This is a genomic window from Streptomyces sp. NPDC003011 (assembly GCF_053591515.1).
On the sequence record NZ_JBSFTY010000036.1, the window covers coordinates 1 to 19278 of the forward strand.

Below are 19278 nucleotides of genomic sequence, written 5' to 3' on the forward strand. Positions count from 1 at the left end.
GGACGTGCGCCAGCATCGGGTCGTCGGGGCGGGAGGAGTGCACGGCGTACAGCGCGCCGTGCATCGCCTTCGTCACGACCTCGCTCTGGTAGAAGTACGCGTCGTCGTGCGAGCCGCCGAGCCGCCGCGCCGGCCGACGCCCCGGACACCACCGAGACGCCGGAGGCGGCGCAGGCCGTCGAGACGGCCGAGAACGCCGGGGAACCGGTGGACCTCGCGGCCGCGACGGACGTCGACCCCGCCCCGGTCACCGCCGGGCAGCCCGCGCAGGCCGGGACCCCGGAGGCCGCCGAGGCCGCCGAGGCCGAGCCGCGTCGTACCCGGCGTCGGGCCACGCGCCGGGTGTCAGCGCCCGTCGCGCCCGTCGAGGCAGCCGGTGGCGAGTCGGAACCGGCCGAGGAGGCCGTGGTGACGGCCGCCCCCGAGCCCGAGGCGGAGCCGGAGGCCCCCGCCGCCGTCGAGAGCGCGTCCGCCGAGGACGGCGCCCCGCGTCGCCGCCGGCGTGCGGTGCGCAAGGCCGCCACCGGATTCGCCGCGCCCGCGCGGCCGGCCGGCAGCGAGACCGCCGAGGACGAGGGTCCGCGCCCGCCCGCGCGGCCGGCCGTCGCCGTGTTCCAGGCGCCCGTGTTCACCGAGCCGATGTTCCAGACGCCGCAGCGGGCCGCCGCCGAAGCCGCCGCGGAGGCGGAGACCGAGGTGGCCGAGGAGCCCGAGCCGTACACCGAGCCGTATTCCGAGCCGTACTCCGAGGAGATCGCCGAGGAGCAGGGCGGAGCGCGCCGCCGGCGCCGCCGTCGAGGCGCCTCGGCCGTGCAGGAGCCCGAGGACAAGGCCCCCGAGCCCGTCGTGGACGAGGAGCCGGAGGACGGCGAGGAGTCCGCCGAGGACGCCGTCGACGGGGACGAGAACGAGGAGACCGGCTCGCGCCGTCGTCGCCGTCGGGGCGGCCGTCGCCGTCGCCGGGGTGACTCCGCCGACGCCGAGTTGGGCGAGGACCAGGACGACACCGACGACCTGGTCGTCGCACGGTCCGCGCGGGCCGCACAGGACGCCGAGGACACCGTCGAGCAGGCCGAGGAGGACGCCGAGGACGCGGCGGACGCCGAGGACCGTGACGAGGAGTCCGGCGGCTCCAGCAGCAGCCGGCGCCGCCGGCGCCGCCGGCGCCGGTCCGGTGACACCTCCGTCGACACGGAGCCCGGCGACGGCGACCCCGAGCGCACCGTCGTCAAGGTCCGCGAGCCGCGCAAGCCCGCCGAGCCGTCCGACGAGGTCCAGTCCATCAAGGGCTCGACCCGCCTGGAGGCCAAGAAGCAGCGCCGCCGTGAAGGCCGCGAGCAGGGCCGCCGGCGCGTCCCGATCATCACCGAGGCCGAGTTCCTGGCCCGGCGCGAGGCCGTCGAGCGGGTGATGGTCGTCCGTCAGCACGGCGACCGTACGCAGATCGGTGTCCTGGAGGACGGGGTGCTCGTCGAGCACTACGTCAACAAGGAGCAGGCGACCTCGTACGTCGGCAACGTCTACCTCGGCAAGGTGCAGAACGTGCTGCCGTCGATGGAGGCCGCCTTCATCGACATCGGCAAGGGCCGCAACGCGGTGCTCTACGCCGGCGAGGTGAACTTCGAGGCGCTCGGCATGGCCAACGGCCCGCGTCGCATCGAGTCCGCCCTGAAGTCGGGCCAGCCGGTGCTCGTCCAGGTCACCAAGGACCCGATCGGTCACAAGGGCGCGCGCCTGACCAGCCAGGTCTCTCTCCCCGGCCGTTACCTCGTGTATGTCCCCGAGGGCTCGATGACCGGCATCAGCCGCAAGCTGCCCGACACCGAGCGGGCCCGGCTGAAGACCATCCTGAAGAAGATCGTCCCCGAGGACGCGGGCGTCATCGTGCGCACCGCCGCCGAGGGCGCGAGCGAGGACGAGCTGCGCCGCGACGTCGAGCGTCTGCAGGGGCAGTGGGAGGACATCCAGAAGAAGGCGAAGAGCGGCAACGCTCCGACGCTGCTGTACGGCGAGCCGGACATGACCGTCCGGGTCGTGCGCGACATCTTCAACGAGGACTTCACCAAGGTCATCGTCAGCGGTGACGAGGCCTGGTCGACCATCCACGGGTACGTCTCGCATGTCGCGCCCGACCTGGCCGACCGGCTGTCCCGGTGGACCTCCGAGGTCGACGTCTTCGCCACGTACCGGATCGACGAGCAGCTCGCCAAGGCGCTGGACCGCAAGGTGTGGCTGCCCAGCGGTGGTTCGCTGGTGATCGACCGGACCGAGGCGATGGTCGTCGTCGACGTCAACACCGGCAAGTTCACCGGCCAGGGCGGCAACCTGGAGGAGACGGTCACCAGGAACAACCTGGAGGCGGCCGAGGAGATCGTGCGCCAGCTCAGGCTGCGCGACCTCGGCGGGATCATCGTCATCGACTTCATCGACATGGTCCTGGAGTCCAACCGGGATCTGGTGCTGCGGCGCCTGCTGGAGTGCCTGGGCCGGGACCGGACGAAGCACCAGGTCGCCGAGGTGACCTCGCTGGGGCTGGTGCAGATGACCCGTAAGCGGGTCGGGCAGGGTCTGCTGGAGTCGTTCTCCGAGACCTGCGTCCACTGCAACGGCCGCGGTGTCATCGTGCACATGGAGCAGCCGACCGCCGCCGGTGGCGGCGGCAAGCGCAACAAGAAGCGCGGGCGTGGCGGTGACGGTCAGCCGCACGAGCACGAGGCGGCCGTGGACACGGCCGAGGTCCCGGAGGAGACCGAGGCGGAGGTCGCCGCCGAGGTGGCCGAGCCGGTCGCCCTGGCCGAGCCCGACTTCGTGCTCGACGAGGAACTGTTCAGCAGTGTCGCCGAGGCGGAGGCCGCGGCCGGCCGGGGTCGTTCGCGGCGCCGGGCGAGCCGCCGGGCGTCGGCTCCGGCGGGCGCGCCGAAGCGGGAGGACCGTCGGGACGACCGGCGCGGTGACCGGCGGGACGAGGCGCGGGACGAGGCGCGGGACGAGGCGAAGGCCGAGGGATGGGCTGAGGTTCCGACGGCTCAGGACGTGACGGCCGAGGAAGAGGCCGAGCGTCCGGTGCAGCCGGAGGAGGCCGCCGCCGCGCAGGCGGCGCCCAGCGCCGCCGAGGACCCGGTCGTCGAGGCGCCGGCCGCCGTGCCGGCCGCCGCGCCTGCCGCCGCGCCTGCCGCGGATGAGGCCGCGCCCAAGGGCCGTACGCGTCGCCGGGCCACCCGCAAGGTGTCCGCTCCGGCCGGGTCGCCCGCGGGAGCCGAGGCCGCCGTGGTGACGGTCGCCGAGAGCGCGCCGGCGTCCGCGCCGCAGGCCGGGCAGGAGCCGGTCGCGCAGCAGCCGGCCGCGCCGAGCGAGGCCGTCGCCGAGGCGCCCGCCGAGAGCGCCGCCCCGGCCCGTCCGCGGCGCCGTGCCGTCCGCAAGGCCACCGCGCCCACCGCGCCCGAGGAGGCGGCTGTCACGGTCGTCCCGTCGGTCACGGAGGCCCCGGCGGAGTCCGGCACCGAGACCGGCACCGAGACCGGTGTGGAAGCCGGTGTGGAAACCGGTGCGGAAAGCGGTGCGCAGGAGACCGCCGAGGACGCGGCTCCGGCCAAGAAGACGGCCCGTAAGACGGCCAAGAAGGCGACGGCGAAGAAGGCCGCCACCACCAAGAAGACCGTGGCCAAGAAGACGGTCGCCAAGAAGACCACGGCGAAGAAGGCCCCGGCGAAGAAGACGGCGACGAAGAAGACGGCGGCGGCCGAGCAGCAGTCGGCCCCGTCCGTCTCGACCACCGCCGACGAGGCCTGACGCCTCGCCGTACGGAGCAGGTGATCCGCCCCCGGTCCGACCGGGGGCGGATCATTTTTCTTCCGGACGCGCTCTGTCACCCAGGAATCGAATATGTGAATGACAGGTGAATGAATGATCGTGTTGGCCTGGTTATGATGTAAGTCTAGATTGACGCTAAATTCAGACAAACTGGGATATTCATCCCTGTATAGGTACAGTATTGGGGCGCAATAAGTGAAGGCTCTCGTGCTCTCCGGGGGAGCGGGCACCCGCCTCCGCCCGATCACCCATACCTCGGCCAAACAGCTCGTGCCGGTCGCCAACAAGCCGGTGCTCTTCTACGGCCTGGAAGCCATCGCCGAGGCCGGCATCAGCGAGGTCGGGATCGTCGTCGGCGACACCGCGGACGAGATCCGCGAGGCGGTGGGTGACGGCTCGCGCTTCGGGATCGAGGTCACCTACATCCCGCAGGACGCCCCACTGGGGCTCGCCCACGCCGTACTCATCGCCCAGGACTTCCTCGGCGACGACGACTTCGTGATGTACCTCGGCGACAACTTCATCGTCGGTGGCATCACCGGCCTGGTGGAAGGGTTCCGCAACGAACGGCCCGACGCGCAGATCCTGTTGACCAGGGTCGCGAACCCCACCTCCTTCGGTGTCGCCGAACTCGACGGCGCCGGCCGGGTGGTGGGCCTGGAGGAGAAGCCGAAGCAGCCGAAGAGCGACCTCGCGCTCGTCGGCGTCTACCTGTTCACCCCGGCCATACACGAGGCCGTCCGTTCCATCCAGCCTTCCTGGCGCGGGGAGTTGGAGATCACGCATGCCATCCAGTGGCTGATCGACGACAAGCGCGACGTCCGCTCCACCACCATCTCCGGCTACTGGAAGGACACCGGCAACGTCACCGACATGCTGGAGGTCAACCGGTCCGTCCTGGAGACCGTGGAGCCGCTGAACGCCGGCACGGTGGACGAGGACAGCGAGATCATCGGCCGGGTGCGCGTCGAGGAGGGCGCCCGGATCACTGGCAGCCGGATCGTCGGGCCTGCCATCATCGGTGCCGGCACGGTGGTCAGCGACGCGTACATCGGCCCGTTCACCTCGGTCTCCGAGGACTGCCGGATCGAGGACAGCGAGATCGAGTACTCCATCGTGCTGCGCGGCTCCTCCGTGACCGGCGTGCGCCGGGTGGAGGCCTCGCTCATCGGGCGTGACGTCGAAGTGACGCCCGCTCCCCGTAACCCCAAGGCCCACCGGCTCGTGCTCGGTGATCACAGCAAGGTGCAGATTTCCTCATGACGGCCCCTTCGACCTCTCCCGCCCACCCGACCCGGATCCTGGTGACCGGCGGCGCCGGTTTCATCGGCTCGCACTACGTCCGTACGCTGCTCGGCCCCGAGGGGCCCGGTGATGTCGCGATCACCGTCCTGGACAAGCTGACCTACGCGGGCAACCCGGCCAACCTCGACGAGGTGCGCGCGCACCCGGGATTCGCCTTCGTGCAGGGGGACATCTGCGACCCGGAGCTGGTCGGCAAGCTGATGGCCGAGCACGACCAGGTCGTGCACTTCGCCGCCGAATCGCACGTGGACCGTTCCATCGACGGCGGCGCGGAGTTCGTCCGCACCAACGTCGTCGGTACGCACACGCTCATCGACGCGGCGCACCGGGCCGGCGTCAAGACCTTCGTGCACATCTCCACCGACGAGGTCTACGGCTCGATCGACGAGGGCTCCTGGCCCGAGACCCACCCGCTGCAGCCCAACTCGCCCTACTCCTCGGCGAAGGCGTCCAGCGACCTGATCGCGCTGTCCTACCACCGCACCCACGGCCTGGACGTCCGCGTCACCCGCTGCTCCAACAACTACGGGCACCACCACTTCCCCGAGAAGGTCATCCCGCTCTTCGTGACCAACCTCCTCGACGGCAAGAAGGTCCCGCTGTACGGCGACGGCGGCAACGTCCGCGACTGGCTGCACATCGACGACCACGTCCAGGGCATCGAGCTGGTGCGCACCAAGGGCCGCCCGGGCGAGGTCTACAACATCGGCGGCGGCACCGAGCTCTCCAACAAGGAGCTGACCGGGCTGCTGCTCAAGGCGTGCGGCGCCGACTGGGAGACCAGCGTCGAGTACGTCGAGGACCGCAAGGGCCACGACCGCCGTTACTCCGTCGACTGCACGAAGATCCGCGAGGAGCTCGGCTACGAGCCCCGCAAGAGCTTCGAGCAGGGCCTCGCGGAGACGGTGCGGTGGTACCGCGAGAACCGCGCCTGGTGGGAGCCGCTGAAGGAGCGGGCAGCGCTGTGACCGAACCGTTGAGCACACAGCCCTGGCTGGTCACCGGGGCCGGCGGGATGCTGGGCCAGGACGTGCTGGCCCGGCTGGCCCGGGCTGGCGAGCAGGCCACCGCCCTGGACCGCGCGGCGCTGGACCTGACCGACGCCGACGCCGTCGACGAGGCGCTGGACCGGCACCGGCCCGCCGTGGTCGTCAACTGCGCGGCCTGGACCGCCGTGGACGACGCCGAGACCCGTGAGGCCGAGGCGCTGCGGATCAACGGCGACGGGCCGGCGAACCTGGCCGCCGCCTGCGCCCGCACGGGAGCCGTCCTGCTGCACGTCTCCACCGACTACGTGTTCGCCGGCGACGCCGGCGCCCCGTACGCCGAGGACGCGCCCACCGCCCCGCGCAGCGCCTACGGACGCACCAAGCTCGCCGGGGAGCAGGCCGTCCTCACGACGCTGCCCGACCGCGGCTACGTGGTCCGCACGGCCTGGCTGTACGGCACCGGCGGTCCCAACTTCGTCCGCACGATGATCAAGCTGGAGGGCGTCAAGGACACCCTCGACGTCGTCGACGACCAGCGGGGCCAGCCCACCTGGAGCGCCGACCTGGCCGGGCTCCTGTACGACCTCGGCCGCGGCGCGCTGGCCGGCACCGCACCGGCCGGTGTCTACCACGGCACCAGCTCCGGCGAGACCACCTGGTACGGCCTCACCCGGGAGATCTTCCGCCTGCTCGGCGCCGACCCGGACCGGGTCCGCCCCACCACCAGCGCGGCCTTCACCCGCCCCGCTCCCCGCCCCGCCTACAGCGTCCTCGGTCACGACCGGTTCGCCGAGGCCGGCATGGAGCCGCTGCGCGACTGGCGCGCGGCGCTCACCGAGGCCTTCCCGGAGATCCACCGGGTCCACATGAAGGAGAACCCGGCGTGACAGTCAAGGTCAGCGTCGTCATCGCGGTCTACAACCCCGGCAAGTACGTCGAGGACTGCGTCTCGTCCGTGCTGCGGCAGAGCCTGACCCCCGACGAGTTCGAGGTCTTCTTCGTCGACGACGGGTCCACCGACGAGACCCCCGCCCGGCTGGACGAGCTGGCGGCCGAGCACCCCCATCTGCACGTCATCCACCAGGAGTCCTCCGGCTGGTCCGGCCGCCCCCGCAACACCGGCATCGAGGCGGCCCGCGGCGAGTACGTCATGTTCGTCGACCACGACGACTGGCTCGGCGACGAGGCCCTGGAGCGGATGTACGACTACGGCAAGGCGAACGACGCCGACGTGGTCGTGGGCAAGATGGCGGGCATCGGACGCCCGGTCCCGCAGGAGCTGTTCCGGGTCAACCGGCCGCGCGCCACGGTGGAGAACGCGCCGCTGATCGACAGCCTCACCCCGCACAAGATGTTCCGCCGGGCGTTCCTCGACGAGCACGGCATCCGCTTCAAGGAGGGCCGCCGCCGCCTGGAGGACCACGTCTTCGTCGTCGAGACGTACCTGCGGGCCAAGAGCGTCGCCGTCCTCAGCGACTACCTGTGCTACTACCACATCACCCGGGACGACGGCTCCAACGCCGGCTTCCAGCGCTTCGACCCGGTCGGCTACTTCACCAACCTGCGCGAGGCCCTCGACGTGGTCGAGGAGCTGACCGAGCCCGGCCCGCTGCGCGACAAGCTGTTCAGCCGCTGGCTGCGCAACGAGATGGTGGAGCGGCTGCGCGGCCAGCGCCTGCTGAAGCTTCCCGAGGACTACGCCGAGGAGCTGTACCGCGAGATCCGCGGCGTGGTGACCGAGCGCTTCGGACCGGGCGTCGTCGCCCGCCTCGCCCTCACCCAGCGGGTGGTCGCCGGACTGATCGTCGCCGACCGTTACGAGGACGTCCGCACGCTCGCCCAGTGGGAGGCCGGGATCCGGCCCACCGGCACCCTCACCTCCCTCAGCTGGCGAAACGGCGCCCTGGACATCGGCTTCGACGCCGAGATGCAGGTCGACGGCGCCCCGATGACCTTCCACCGGGACGGCGACCGCGAGCTGCTCGCCCTGCCGCTGTCCGACGAGGCACTGGGGGCCCTGGCCGGCCAGGGCATCACCCTGGAGGCGCCGCTGGACAAGAGCGACGTCGACCTGGTGGTCCGGCACCGCGAGGACGCCCGGCAGTTCTACCTGCCCGTGAAGAGCGAGCTGCACCAGTCGCCCGCCGGGGACGGCGCCCTGCGGCAGCGGATCTCCGCCCGGGCCGTGCTCGACCCCCGGACCGCGGCGGCCGGAGTCCCGCTCACCAAGGGCATCTGGGACCTGCACCTGCGGATCAAGTCCTGCGGCTGGAGCAAGGAGACCCGGCTCGGCGCGGTGCGCGGCGAGGACGTCGAGGCCGGGCGGACGCCCGCGCTCACCGGTGACCCGGCCCGCCTCGTGCTGCCGTACTGGACCGACGGGCCCGGCAACCTCTCCCTCGACGTCGACCAGCACACCGGGAAGCTGGAGGGCGAGGCGGCGGCCCGGATGGACCCGGCGGCGGCCTCGGTCGACGGCGCGACGGTCCGGCTGCCGCTGCCGCTGCACCTCGCGGTGGACGGCGGCGAGCCGGTGCGGCTGCGCTTCGAACGCAAGAACGTCGGCAAGTACCCGGTCGACGCCGTGCCGGACGGCGCCGCTCTCAGCGCCCGGCTGCCGCTGGAGCAGCTCACCGGCCGCCGCTGGGCGGTCCGGATCGGGCTGCCGTCGCCCGCGCGGGGCGACGCGCGCTGGACCCGTCTCCCGGTCGACGTGGTGGTCGCCGAGGACGGCTCCGCCCGGGTGATCGACCGGCACACCCCGGCCGCGACTCCCGCGGACAAGGCCGCCCCCAAGAAGGCCGCCGCGCCGCGCCCGCTGTGGCGCCGGGCCGCCGGGCGCCTCAAGCGCGCCCTGACCAACCAGCAGAAGAAGGGCTGAGAACCCCCGAGATGCGACCTCTTTCGATTTCCGGCGCCTGGGTGCACGAACCGAAGGTCTTCCCCGACGGCCGGGGCAGTTTCCACGAGTGGTTCAAGGCCCCGGCCTTCACCGAGGCGGCCGGCCACCCGCTCACGCTGGCCCAGGCCAACATGTCGGTCTCCAGCCGGGGCACCCTGCGCGGCATCCACTTCGCCGACGTGCCGCCCGGCCAGGCCAAGTACGTCAAGTGCGTGAGCGGCGCGGTCCTCGACGTGATCGTGGACATCCGCACCGGCTCGCCCACCTTCGGCCAGTGGGAGGCGGTCCGGCTGGACGACCGCGACCACCACGCGGTCTACCTCTCCGAGGGCCTCGGCCACGGCTTCATGGCGCTCACCGAGGGGGCCACCGTGGTCTACCTCTGCTCCGAGGGATACGCCCCCGAGCGCGAGCACGGCATCCACCCGCTCGACCCGGACCTCGGCATCGACTGGCCCGCGGACCTCGCCCCGCTGCTCTCCGCCAAGGACGAGCAGGCGCCCACCCTGGCCGAGGCCCGCGAGCAGGGACTGCTGCCCTCCTACGAGGCGTGCGTGGCCTACCGGGAGAGCCTCGGCCGCTGAACCGTCCCGGCCGGACCCGCCGCCCCGGTTTGACCCGTTCGGCCGTGGGCCCGTAACCTGGAGCGTCGGCGTGTCCATAGACGTGCCACATCCCCGTAAACCTCTTCCTCCGGAGCACACGGTGTTCTGGAGAGGCCGCCCGCGTGCCGTGGGCGGCTGGACTGCGGGGGTGCCGTTCCCGAGCGAGAGAGTGAGATCCGCGTGTACGCCATCGTGCGCAGCGGTGGTCGCCAGCACAAGGTTGCTGTCGGCGACATCGTTGAGGTTGACAAGATTTCCACTGCCAAGGTTGGCGACACCGTAGAGCTCTCTACGCTGCTCGTTGTCGACGGCGACGCTGTGACCAGCGACCCGTGGGTCCTGGCCGGCATCAAGGTCCAGGCCGAGGTCGTGGACCACCACAAGGGTGTGAAGATCGACATCCTTCGCTACAAGAACAAGACCGGCTACCGCCGTCGTCAGGGCCACCGCCAGCAGTACACGGCGATCAAGGTCACTGAGATCCCCGCGGCTGCGAAGTAAGGGACTGAGGAGAGATGGCACACAAGAAGGGCGCATCGTCCACCCGCAACGGTCGTGACTCCAACGCTCAGCGCCTCGGCGTGAAGCGCTTCGGCGGTCAGGTCGTCAACGCGGGCGAGATCCTGGTCCGCCAGCGCGGTACCCACTTCCACCCCGGTGCGGGCGTCGGCCGTGGCGGCGACGACACGCTGTTCGCGCTGCAGGCCGGTGCGGTGGAGTTCGGCACCAGCCGTGGCCGCAAGGTCGTGAACATCGTTCCGGTCGCCTGATCGGAAGCTTTGCGCGAGGCGGACCTCACTTCCCTCCCGGGAAGCGGGTCCGCCTTTCGCGTGTTGACCCAAGAACCATCCCGTACGTAACTGGAGGCACATCCCATGACCACCTTCGTGGACCGCGTCGAGCTGCACGTCGCCGCGGGTAGCGGAGGTCACGGCTGTGCCTCCGTCCACCGTGAGAAGTTCAAGCCGCTCGGCGGACCCGACGGCGGCAACGGCGGACGCGGCGGTGACGTGATCCTCACGGTCGACCAGTCCGTCACCACCCTCCTCGACTACCACCACTCCCCGCACCGCAAGGCCACCAGCGGCAAGCCCGGCGAGGGCGGCAACCGCTCCGGCAAGGACGGGCAGGACCTGGTGCTGGCGGTGCCGGACGGCACGGTCGTGATGGACAAGGCGGGCAACGTGCTGGCCGACCTGGTCGGGCACGGGACGTCGTACGTCGCCGCGCAGGGCGGCCGGGGCGGGCTCGGCAACGCGGCGCTGGCGTCGGCGCGGCGCAAGGCGCCCGGATTCGCGCTGCTCGGCGAGCCGGGTGACGCCCAGGACATCGTCCTGGAGCTGAAGACGGTCGCCGACGTGGCGCTGGTCGGGTACCCGAGCGCCGGGAAGTCCTCGCTGATCTCCGTGCTCTCCGCCGCGAAGCCGAAGATCGCCGACTACCCGTTCACCACCCTCGTGCCGAACCTCGGCGTCGTCACCGCCGGCTCCACCGTCTACACCATCGCCGACGTCCCGGGACTCATCCCGGGCGCCAGCCAGGGCAAGGGCCTCGGCCTGGAGTTCCTGCGCCACGTCGAGCGGTGCAGTGTGCTGGTGCACGTGCTGGACACGGCGACTCTGGAGTCCGACCGCGACCCGGTCTCCGACCTCGACATCATCGAGGCCGAGCTGAAGGAGTACGGCGGCCTCGGCAACCGTCCCCGCATGGTCGTCCTGAACAAGATCGACGTACCGGACGGCAAGGACCTCGCCGAGATGGTGCGGCCGGACCTGGAGGCGCGGGGCTACCGGGTCTTCGCGGTGTCGGCGGTGGCGCACACCGGGCTCAAGGAACTGTCGTTCGCGCTGGCCGAGATGGTCGGCCAGGCGCGGGCCGCCAAGCCCCAGGAGGAGGCCACGCGGATCGTCATCCGGCCCAAGGCCGTGGACGACGCGGGCTTCACCGTCACCAAGGAGGACGACGGCCTGTTCCGGGTGCGCGGCGAGAAGCCCGAACGCTGGGTGCGCCAGACCGAGTTCAGCAACGACGAGGCCGTCGGCTACCTCGCCGACCGGCTCAACCGCCTCGGTGTGGAAGCGGAGTTGATGAAGGCGGGCGCCCGGTCCGGCGACGGGGTCGCCATCGGACCCGAGGACAACGCGGTCGTCTTCGACTGGGAGCCGACGGTGATGGCCGGCGCCGAGATGCTGGGCCGCCGTGGCGAGGACCACCGCTTGGAGGAGCCGCGGCCCGCCGCGCAGCGCCGCCGGGACAAGCAGGCGGAACGGGACGACGCGGCGCAGGAGTTCAACGACTTCGAGCCGTTCTAGCCGTTCCGGAGCCCCGCACCGTTCTGAATTCCGACTGAACAACCGTCCGTTCTCCGCACACTGACGGCTGCAGGACCCGTTGCGACCAACCCGCGTTCATCGTGTGGTTCCCGTGTCGCAACGGGTCTCTTGTTGTCTCTCCACCTGTCATGCACGCGAAGGTCTGCGTTCAGCGGGCGGACCGCCCCACGGCGTGAGCTTCCCCTGTCCACGAGGCAAGCGAGGCAGGGGAGTTCGCCCGATGACCGGAGCACCATCGCCCGACCGACGCCGATTCCTGGCCACCGGAGCCGCCGTCCTCGGCGCCGCGGCCTCCGCCCAGCTGTGGCTGCCGGACACCGCCCGAGCCGCCGGGACCGCGCTGCCCGACGGCCTGTTCAGCCTCGGCGTGGCGTCCGGTGACCCGCTGCCGGACGGCGTGGTGATCTGGACGCGGCTCGCTCCCGACCCGCTGAACGGCGGCGGCATGCCGAACTCCGCGGTGCCCGTGCAGTGGGAGGTCGCCGAGGACGAGCGGTTCAGAAAGGTCGTCCGCCGGGGCACCGCCCAGGCGCGGCCCACGTACGGGCACAGCGTTCACGTCGATGTCCGGGGTCTGCGCGCGGGCGCCACGTACTGGTACCGCTTCCGTGCCGACGGGCAGCTCTCGCGCGTCGGCCGCACCCGCACCGCCCCCGCCGCGACCAGTTCGCCAGGCGGCCTGCGGGTCGCGCTCGCCTCCTGCCAGAACTGGCAGCACGGCTACTTCACGCCGTACGCCGACATGCTCGCCCAGGACCCGGACGTCGTCCTGTTCGTCGGCGACTACATCTACGAGTCGTCGCCGTCGGCCACGGCCGTACGACGGCACGAGGGCACCGGTGAGCCGTCCAGCCTCACCCAGTACCGCAACCGGTACGCCCAGTACCGCAGCGACCCGGACCTCGCCGAGATGCACGCCAACGCGCCCTTCGTGGTCACCTTCGACGACCACGAGGTCGACAACGACTTCGCCGGCGACATCCCGCAGGACCCGGACAAGCAGGCGCACAACGCGTTCGTGGCCCGGCTGACCGCGGCCTACCAGGCGTACTACGAGCACATGCCGGTGCGCGCGACGGCCGTGCCGAACGGACCGCACATCCGGATGTACCGCCGTCTGGACTTCGGCCGCCTGGCCCGGCTCAACGTGCTGGACACCCGGCAGTTCCGCAGCGACCAGGCGACCAGCCAGGCCGGCGCACAGGACCCGTCGCTCACCATGCTCGGCGCCGAGCAGAAGATGTGGCTGCTCAAGGGACTGCGCGGCTCACCATCCCGCTGGAACCTGATCGCCTCGCAGATCATGATGGCCGAGACCGACCTGAAGATCGGCGAGGGCAAGCTCTGGTACTACGACGCCTGGGACGGCTACCAGGCCGAACGCAACGCGCTGCTCAAGCAGTTCAGGAACGTGCGCAACCCCGTCGTGCTCACCGGCGACCGGCACCTGACGATGGTCAGCGACCTCAGGGAGGACTACGCCAGGCCCACGTCCGCCACGGTGGGCGCCGAGTTCGTCGGCACCTCCATCTCCAGCAACGGCGACCAGGACCAGGCCGCCTTCCGCAGGCAGTGGGACCCGCTGATGGCGGACAACCCGCACTGGAAACTGCTGGACGCGCACCGCGGCTACCACCTCTTCGACATCCGCCGCGACCGCATCGACGCGCAGGTCCGGATCGTCGACACGGTGCTCCGGCCGAAGTCCACGCCCCGCACGCTGGCCAGACTGCGGGTGGACGCGGGCAGGCCGGGCGTCAGGGTGGTCTGAGGCGGCGAAGGACCGGTGGAGACCTGGGACCTGGGACCCATCGATGTCCCAGGTCTCTCTCAGCCCGGTCCCAGGCTCTCTCAGCCCAGTCTCAGGAACCTCTCTTACCGTCCTCTGACTATGGAGACGGACTGTACGAGACACGACACCCCGGCGAGCGGCGCCCCCGCAGCGACCGGCGCCCCCGCGGCGAACGCTGAGATCGCCCCGCTGCCCGCCGGCACCCGGCTGCTGCACATAGGCCCGCACAAGACCGGCACGACCGCCGTCCAGGGCGCGCTCTTCGCGGCGAAGGAGACGATGGCCGAGCACGGCGTCGCCTTCCCGGCCGCCACCCGGCACCCCATGGAGGCCGTTCTGGCCGCCTGTGCCCGCCCGGGGATGATCGGCGACACCAGGCCCACCGAGCGGCACTGGCGGCGCCTGCTGGAGCAGGTGGACGCCACCGGCCGCCGCACGTCGGTCATCAGCAGCGAGTTCTTCGCCGACGCCCCGGACGACGAGACCATCGCGCGGGTGGCCGGGGAACTCGGCGGCGACCGGTTGCACGTCCTGGTCACCCTGCGCCCGCTGGCGAAGATCATGCCCTCGCAGTGGCAGCAGTACGTGCAGAACGGCCTGCGGATGAGCTACGAGGACTGGCTGGAGCACATGCTCCGCAAGGCCCCGTACGAGCAGCCCAACCCCAGCTTCTGGCGCCGGCACCGGCACGACCGCCTCGTGGAGCGCTGGGCCCGGGTGGTCGGGCCGGAGCGGGTCACCGTCGTCGTGGTCGACGACCGCGACCGGGGCGGTCTGCTGCGCACCTTCGAGCGGCTTCTCGGGCTGCCGGAGAATCTGCTGCAACCGGTTCCGGACGCGTCGAATCGATCCCTCACCCTCCCCGAGACCGAAATGCTGCGGAATCTTAATAAGGAATTCCGCGGCAATGGACTCCCGGAGGAGCTCTATTCGCAGCTCGTCCGCTGCGGCGCGGTGATGCACATGAAGAACACACACACCCCCGGTCCGCGCGACGTGAGGATCGGCACCCCGCAGTGGGCCGTCGAGGCCGCCGCCGGGATCGGTGCCGAGATGGCCGGGCGGATCGGCGCGACGGGCGTGCGCGTGCTGGGCGACCCGGCGCTGCTGTCCGCCGTACCGCGTCCGGCCGGCGAGGTGCCCGCGGATCCGCTGATCGCACCCGAGGTGGCGGCCCGGGCGCTGTACGGCGCCCTCGCGGCGGCCGCGGCGGCGCCCATCCGGCACACCGCGCCCGCCAAGGCCCGTACGGTGCACCAGACTTCGTCGAAGGAACTCGTGAGGGTGCTGGGACACCGGTGCCTGAAGAAGCTGCGGCGGCGCTGAGGGGAACCGGACGTCACACTCAGCAATGCCTGATGCCTGTGGAGTTACTCACAGCAATTCCCGGGGTGTCCGCGGCGGCCCGCCCAATCACCAGGGGTGCAAGGTGAATGACAGATGGCGCGCACATATGCGGCGAACGGCGCTCACCTTGCACTGCGGTAACTAAGAGTGGGACCATTTCGGCGTTCCCTGTCGTCCCAAGGTAGGTCAACCTGTGTCACAGCACATAGCCAAGCCCCGTACCACCGCAGTGATCCTGGCCGGTGGCACCGGCCAGCGGGTGGGTCTGTCGATCCCCAAGCAGCTGCTGAAGATCGCCGGCAAGGCAGTCATCGAGCACACCCTGACCACCTTCGAGCAGGCCGACTCGATCGACGACATCATCGTGCTGATGGCACCGGGCTACGTGCCCGACATCGAGAAGATCGTCGCCAAGGCCGGGTTCCAGAAGGTCACGAAGATCATCGAGGGCGGTGCCACCCGGAACGAGACCACCGAGCGCGCCATCGCCGCCCTGGGTGAGGGGCTGGCCGACGGCGAGGACGTGAACGTCCTGTTCCACGACGCCGTGCGTCCCCTGCTGTCGCGGCGCGTCATCGACGACTGCGTCACGGCGCTGGAGCGCTTTCAGGCCGTCGACGTGGCCATCCCGTCCGCGGACACCATCATCGTCACCCGCACGCACGGCGACGACGGCGAGTTCATCACCGAGATCCCGGACCGCTCCCGGCTGCGCCGCGGCCAGACGCCCCAGGCGTTCAAGCTGTCCACGATCCGCCGGGCCTACCAGGTCGCCGCCGGCGACCCCAACTTCCAGGCCACGGACGACTGCTCGGTCGTGCTCAAGTACCTCCCGGACGTGCCGATCCACGTCGTCGCGGGCGACGAGTACAACATGAAGGTCACCCAGCCCGTCGACGTCTTCATCGCCGACAAGCTGTTCCAGCTCGCCTCCACCGCCGCGCCCGAGCAGGTCTCCGAGGAGGCCTACCGCGAGCTGCTGACCGGCAGGACGGTCGTCGTCTTCGGCGGTTCGTACGGCATCGGCAAGGACATCGCCGAACTCGCCGAGTCCTACGGCTCGAAGGTGTACGCGCTGGGCCGCTCCACCACCGGCACGCACGTCGAGAACCCGGAGGAGGTCGACGACGCGCTGTCCAAGGCGTACGCCGAGACCGGCCGCATCGACTACGTCGTCAACACGGCGGGCGTGCTGCGCATCGGCAAGCTCGCCGAGACCGACAACGCGACCATCGAGGAAGCGCTGAAGGTGAACTACCTGGCCCCGGTGCAGATCGCCCGCTCGTCGTACAAGTACCTGTCCGAGACCAAGGGGCAGCTGCTGCTGTACACCTCCAGCAGCTACACCCGGGGACGCGCCGAGTACAGCCTCTACTCCTCGACCAAGGCCGCCATGGTGAACCTCACCCAGGCCCTGTCCGACGAGTGGGCCGGCGACGGCGTCCGCGTCAACTGCATCAACCCCGAGCGCACCGCGACCCCGATGCGCACCAAGGCGTTCGGCCAGGAGCCGGCGGGCACCCTGCTCTCCTCCGAGGCCGTGGCCCGCACCTCGCTCGACGTGCTGCTGTCCGAGCTGACCGGACACGTCATCGACGTCCGCCAGCAGGACCCGACGGCGTCGGCCGGCCTGGCCTCCGGATTCGACGCGGCGCTGGCCAGTGTGCTGGACCGGCAGGACGGCGTGGCATAATCACCGGCAAATAGTCTTCTGTTGTTCAGGCCTCTGCGGCTGCCCGTTCACGGCACATTCGCAGGGGCCTGAGTCCGTAAAGTTCCCAGGGTCTTCACCATTCCATTTCCGGACTTTTTCGGCTTTCACAACCGGCACCCCTCCCAGAGCAGGTTCTCCGTGATATCCACCGCTATTCGCGTCGCCCGGGTGGGCAGCGCGGCCGAACTGGCCGCGGCGGTCCTCATGATGGCGGGCTTCCCCGCGATCATGCTGGCCGCGCTCGTCCCGAGCGTTCCCGCCTTCGCGGCCGCGACCGCCGTGACGTACCTGGCGGACCACTATCTGCACCGCAAGGGCAGCTATCTGATCAACCGCCTCAGCAAGGTGCGCGCCGGCCTGTCGATCCGTTTCCTGATCCGGCAGCTCCTGCTGATCCTGCTGCTGGCCCGCCTCTCCCTCTCCGACAACCTGATCTTCTACGGGACGACCGCCTGCTTCATCGCGTTCTACGGCCTCCAGGCCCCGCACGGCGCGCTGGTCACCCTGATCCGCAACCGCCGCCGGATGCCGGTCGCCACCCGCAACGTCGACCTGGCCTCCCGCATCCGCATCCCGGACGCCCCGTCGAAGCACCTGCTCGACCGCTCCGCCGAGAAGATGCTGCACCTCGACCTCGCGGCCGTGGTCGGCATACTCATCTCCGCGGGCACGGAGTCGGCTGTGGCCGCGTTCGTCGGCATAGGCGCCACCCTGGTCCTCGGCACGCTGTACGTCCTCGCGCTGATGCCGTACGTGCGCGGCCGCAAGATCCCGCCGAAGGCCGAGAAGGTGCTGGCCGCGGTCGACGACTGGCTGAGCGAGTACCGGCCCGAGACGGTGCTGTACTTCTCCGGCTCCAAGGACTCCGCCTACCAGGTCAACATGTGGCTGGAGACCATGGAGCAGCTGGACTCCAAGCCGCTGATCATCCTGCGCGAGCGGGTCATCCTGGCGAACCTGGCCCCCACCACTGTCCCGGTCATCTGCGTGCCCGGAGGGGTGCACCTGATGAACATGGACCTGTCGACGGTGCGGGTCGCGCTGTACGCGGCGAACGTCGGCAAGAACATCCACCTGCTGCGCGTCCCGACCATGAAGCACGTCTTCATCGGCCACGGCGACAGCGACAAGCTGGCCAGTGTCAACCCGTTCAGCAAGGTGTACGACGAGGTGTGGACGGCCGGCCGCGCGGGCCGCGACCGCTACGCCATCGCCGACGTCGGTGTCCGCGATGACGACATCGTCGAGGTCGGCCGCCCGCAGCTGGCGCCGATCCAGACCTGGCAGGGCGTGCCCGAGGGCCGTGTCCCGACCGTGCTGTACGCGCCCACCTGGGAGGGCTGGGACGGCAACCCGGGCAACACCTCGCTCGTTCTCGCCGGCGAGAACATCGTGAAGAAGCTGGTGAAGGCCGACCCGCCGGTCCGGGTGCTGTACAAGCCGCACCCCTTCACGGGCACCGTCAGCGCCGAGGCCGGCGCCGCGCACCGGCGGGTCACCGCCCTGGTGGAGAAGGCCGCCGCCGAGCGGGCCGCCGACCCGCGCTTCACCGCCGACACCTCCGCCCAGGCGCGGGCCAAGGCGGACCTGGCCCGGATCGAGGCCCGGATCGCCGAACTGGCCGGCAGCGGCGGGGAGAAGGGCGACGAGGCCGAGGCCTCCCGCGACGGCCTGGTCGACGTCACCAGGCACGAGGAGATCGCCCGGCTGCGGGCCGAGTGGAACGACGCGTACTGGCGGTCCTTCGGCACCTGGGAGCACCGGGTCATCACGGGCGCCGAACCGCGCCTGTACGACTGCTTCAACGTCTCCGACGCGATGGTCTCCGACATCTCCAGCGTGGTCTCCGACTTCATCGCGAGCGGCAAGCCGTACGCGGTCACGGACTCCGCCGAACTGGGCGTGGAGGAGTTCAAGCGGCAGAACACGGCCGTGCGCGCCGCGGTGATCCTGTCCAACAGCGCGGCCGAACTGGGCGGACTGCTGGACGCGGTCCGCGACCCGGCGGCCGACCCGCTGGCCGGGGACCGGACCGAGCTGAAGCAGTACCTGCTGGGCCCCGACCAGCCGACCTCGATCGAGCAGTTCAACACCGCGGTGGCGAACCTCGCGGTGAAGGCCGAGACGCGCAACGCCGGCCAGGAGTCGCGGGCGGCGGCCGCGGCCGCGGAGGACACGACGGCGGACGCGGGAGCCGCGGAGGCCGAGGAACTGGCGGGCGCGGTGCCCGTCCAGCGGGCGTCGGCGGCCGGTGAGGCGGACGGTGTGACGGCGGGCTGAGTCCGCTCGCTTCCGGTCAGGGCCCGGTTTTCGAGGAGTGATCCTCGAAAACCGGGCCCTGCCGCGTATTCAAGGGCGTCCCTGCGAACCCGGACCTGTCGATTCGCCATGTGAGCTGGGACAGCCATACCTGGCGCAGGGGCAACCGCTTCTCACGGCAGGCCGTCTAGCAGCTCGCCAGTGAGGCGATACAGGGGGAAT

Annotated in this window: 13 protein-coding genes; all 13 read left to right on the top strand. The window is 71.0% G+C overall.

Annotated elements, in window-relative coordinates:
- Positions 1-3789, top strand: a 3789-nt coding sequence (locus tag ACWD0J_RS19585; protein WP_451497070.1) for an Rne/Rng family ribonuclease, incomplete at its 5' end; no start/stop codon positions are given.
- A 216-nt stretch (positions 3790-4005) separates the two neighbouring features.
- Positions 4006-5073: a glucose-1-phosphate thymidylyltransferase gene (locus tag ACWD0J_RS19590; RefSeq protein WP_451497071.1), complete on the top strand. Its 1068-nt coding sequence runs from the start codon at positions 4006-4008 to the stop codon at positions 5071-5073.
- The gene (gene rfbB, locus ACWD0J_RS19595; RefSeq protein WP_451497072.1) at positions 5070-6083 is read left to right on the top strand and encodes a dTDP-glucose 4,6-dehydratase; all 1014 of its coding nucleotides are present in this window, start codon (positions 5070-5072) and stop codon (positions 6081-6083) included. Before ACWD0J_RS19590 ends, rfbB begins: the two co-directional genes overlap by 4 nt.
- Positions 6080-6991, top strand: a complete 912-nt coding sequence (gene rfbD / locus ACWD0J_RS19600) for a dTDP-4-dehydrorhamnose reductase (protein ID WP_451497073.1) — start codon at positions 6080-6082, stop codon at positions 6989-6991. Before rfbB ends, rfbD begins: the two co-directional genes overlap by 4 nt.
- Positions 6988-8985 (top strand): glycosyltransferase family 2 protein, encoded by a 1998-nt coding sequence (locus ACWD0J_RS19605; RefSeq protein WP_451497074.1) that lies wholly within the window; start codon positions 6988-6990, stop codon positions 8983-8985. Before rfbD ends, ACWD0J_RS19605 begins: the two co-directional genes overlap by 4 nt.
- 11 nt (positions 8986-8996) lie before the next feature.
- Positions 8997-9590: a dTDP-4-dehydrorhamnose 3,5-epimerase gene (gene rfbC, locus ACWD0J_RS19610; protein WP_451497075.1), complete on the top strand. Its 594-nt coding sequence runs from the start codon at positions 8997-8999 to the stop codon at positions 9588-9590.
- A gap of 201 nt (positions 9591-9791) precedes the next feature.
- The gene (rplU, locus tag ACWD0J_RS19615) at positions 9792-10112 is read left to right on the top strand and encodes a 50S ribosomal protein L21 (RefSeq protein WP_007381993.1); all 321 of its coding nucleotides are present in this window, start codon (positions 9792-9794) and stop codon (positions 10110-10112) included.
- A gap of 14 nt (positions 10113-10126) precedes the next feature.
- Complete coding sequence (rpmA, locus tag ACWD0J_RS19620; protein WP_030051735.1) at positions 10127-10381, top strand: 50S ribosomal protein L27; 255 nt, start codon at positions 10127-10129, stop codon at positions 10379-10381.
- 105 nt (positions 10382-10486) lie between these two features.
- Positions 10487-11923 (top strand): GTPase ObgE, encoded by a 1437-nt coding sequence (gene obgE, locus ACWD0J_RS19625; protein ID WP_451497076.1) that lies wholly within the window; start codon positions 10487-10489, stop codon positions 11921-11923.
- Between the two features lie 241 nt (positions 11924-12164).
- A complete protein-coding gene (locus tag ACWD0J_RS19630; protein WP_451497077.1) occupies positions 12165-13715 on the top strand; it encodes an alkaline phosphatase D family protein in 1551 nt (516 codons plus the stop codon).
- A gap of 120 nt (positions 13716-13835) precedes the next feature.
- Entirely contained in the window at positions 13836-15062 is a 1227-nt protein-coding gene (locus ACWD0J_RS19635) for a hypothetical protein (protein WP_451497078.1), read from the top strand.
- A gap of 214 nt (positions 15063-15276) precedes the next feature.
- A complete protein-coding gene (locus tag ACWD0J_RS19640) occupies positions 15277-16776 on the top strand; it encodes an SDR family NAD(P)-dependent oxidoreductase (protein ID WP_451497079.1) in 1500 nt (499 codons plus the stop codon).
- A 189-nt stretch (positions 16777-16965) separates the two neighbouring features.
- A complete protein-coding gene (locus ACWD0J_RS19645) occupies positions 16966-19077 on the top strand; it encodes a hypothetical protein (protein WP_451497129.1) in 2112 nt (703 codons plus the stop codon).
- The last annotated feature ends 201 nt before the right edge of the window (positions 19078-19278 follow it).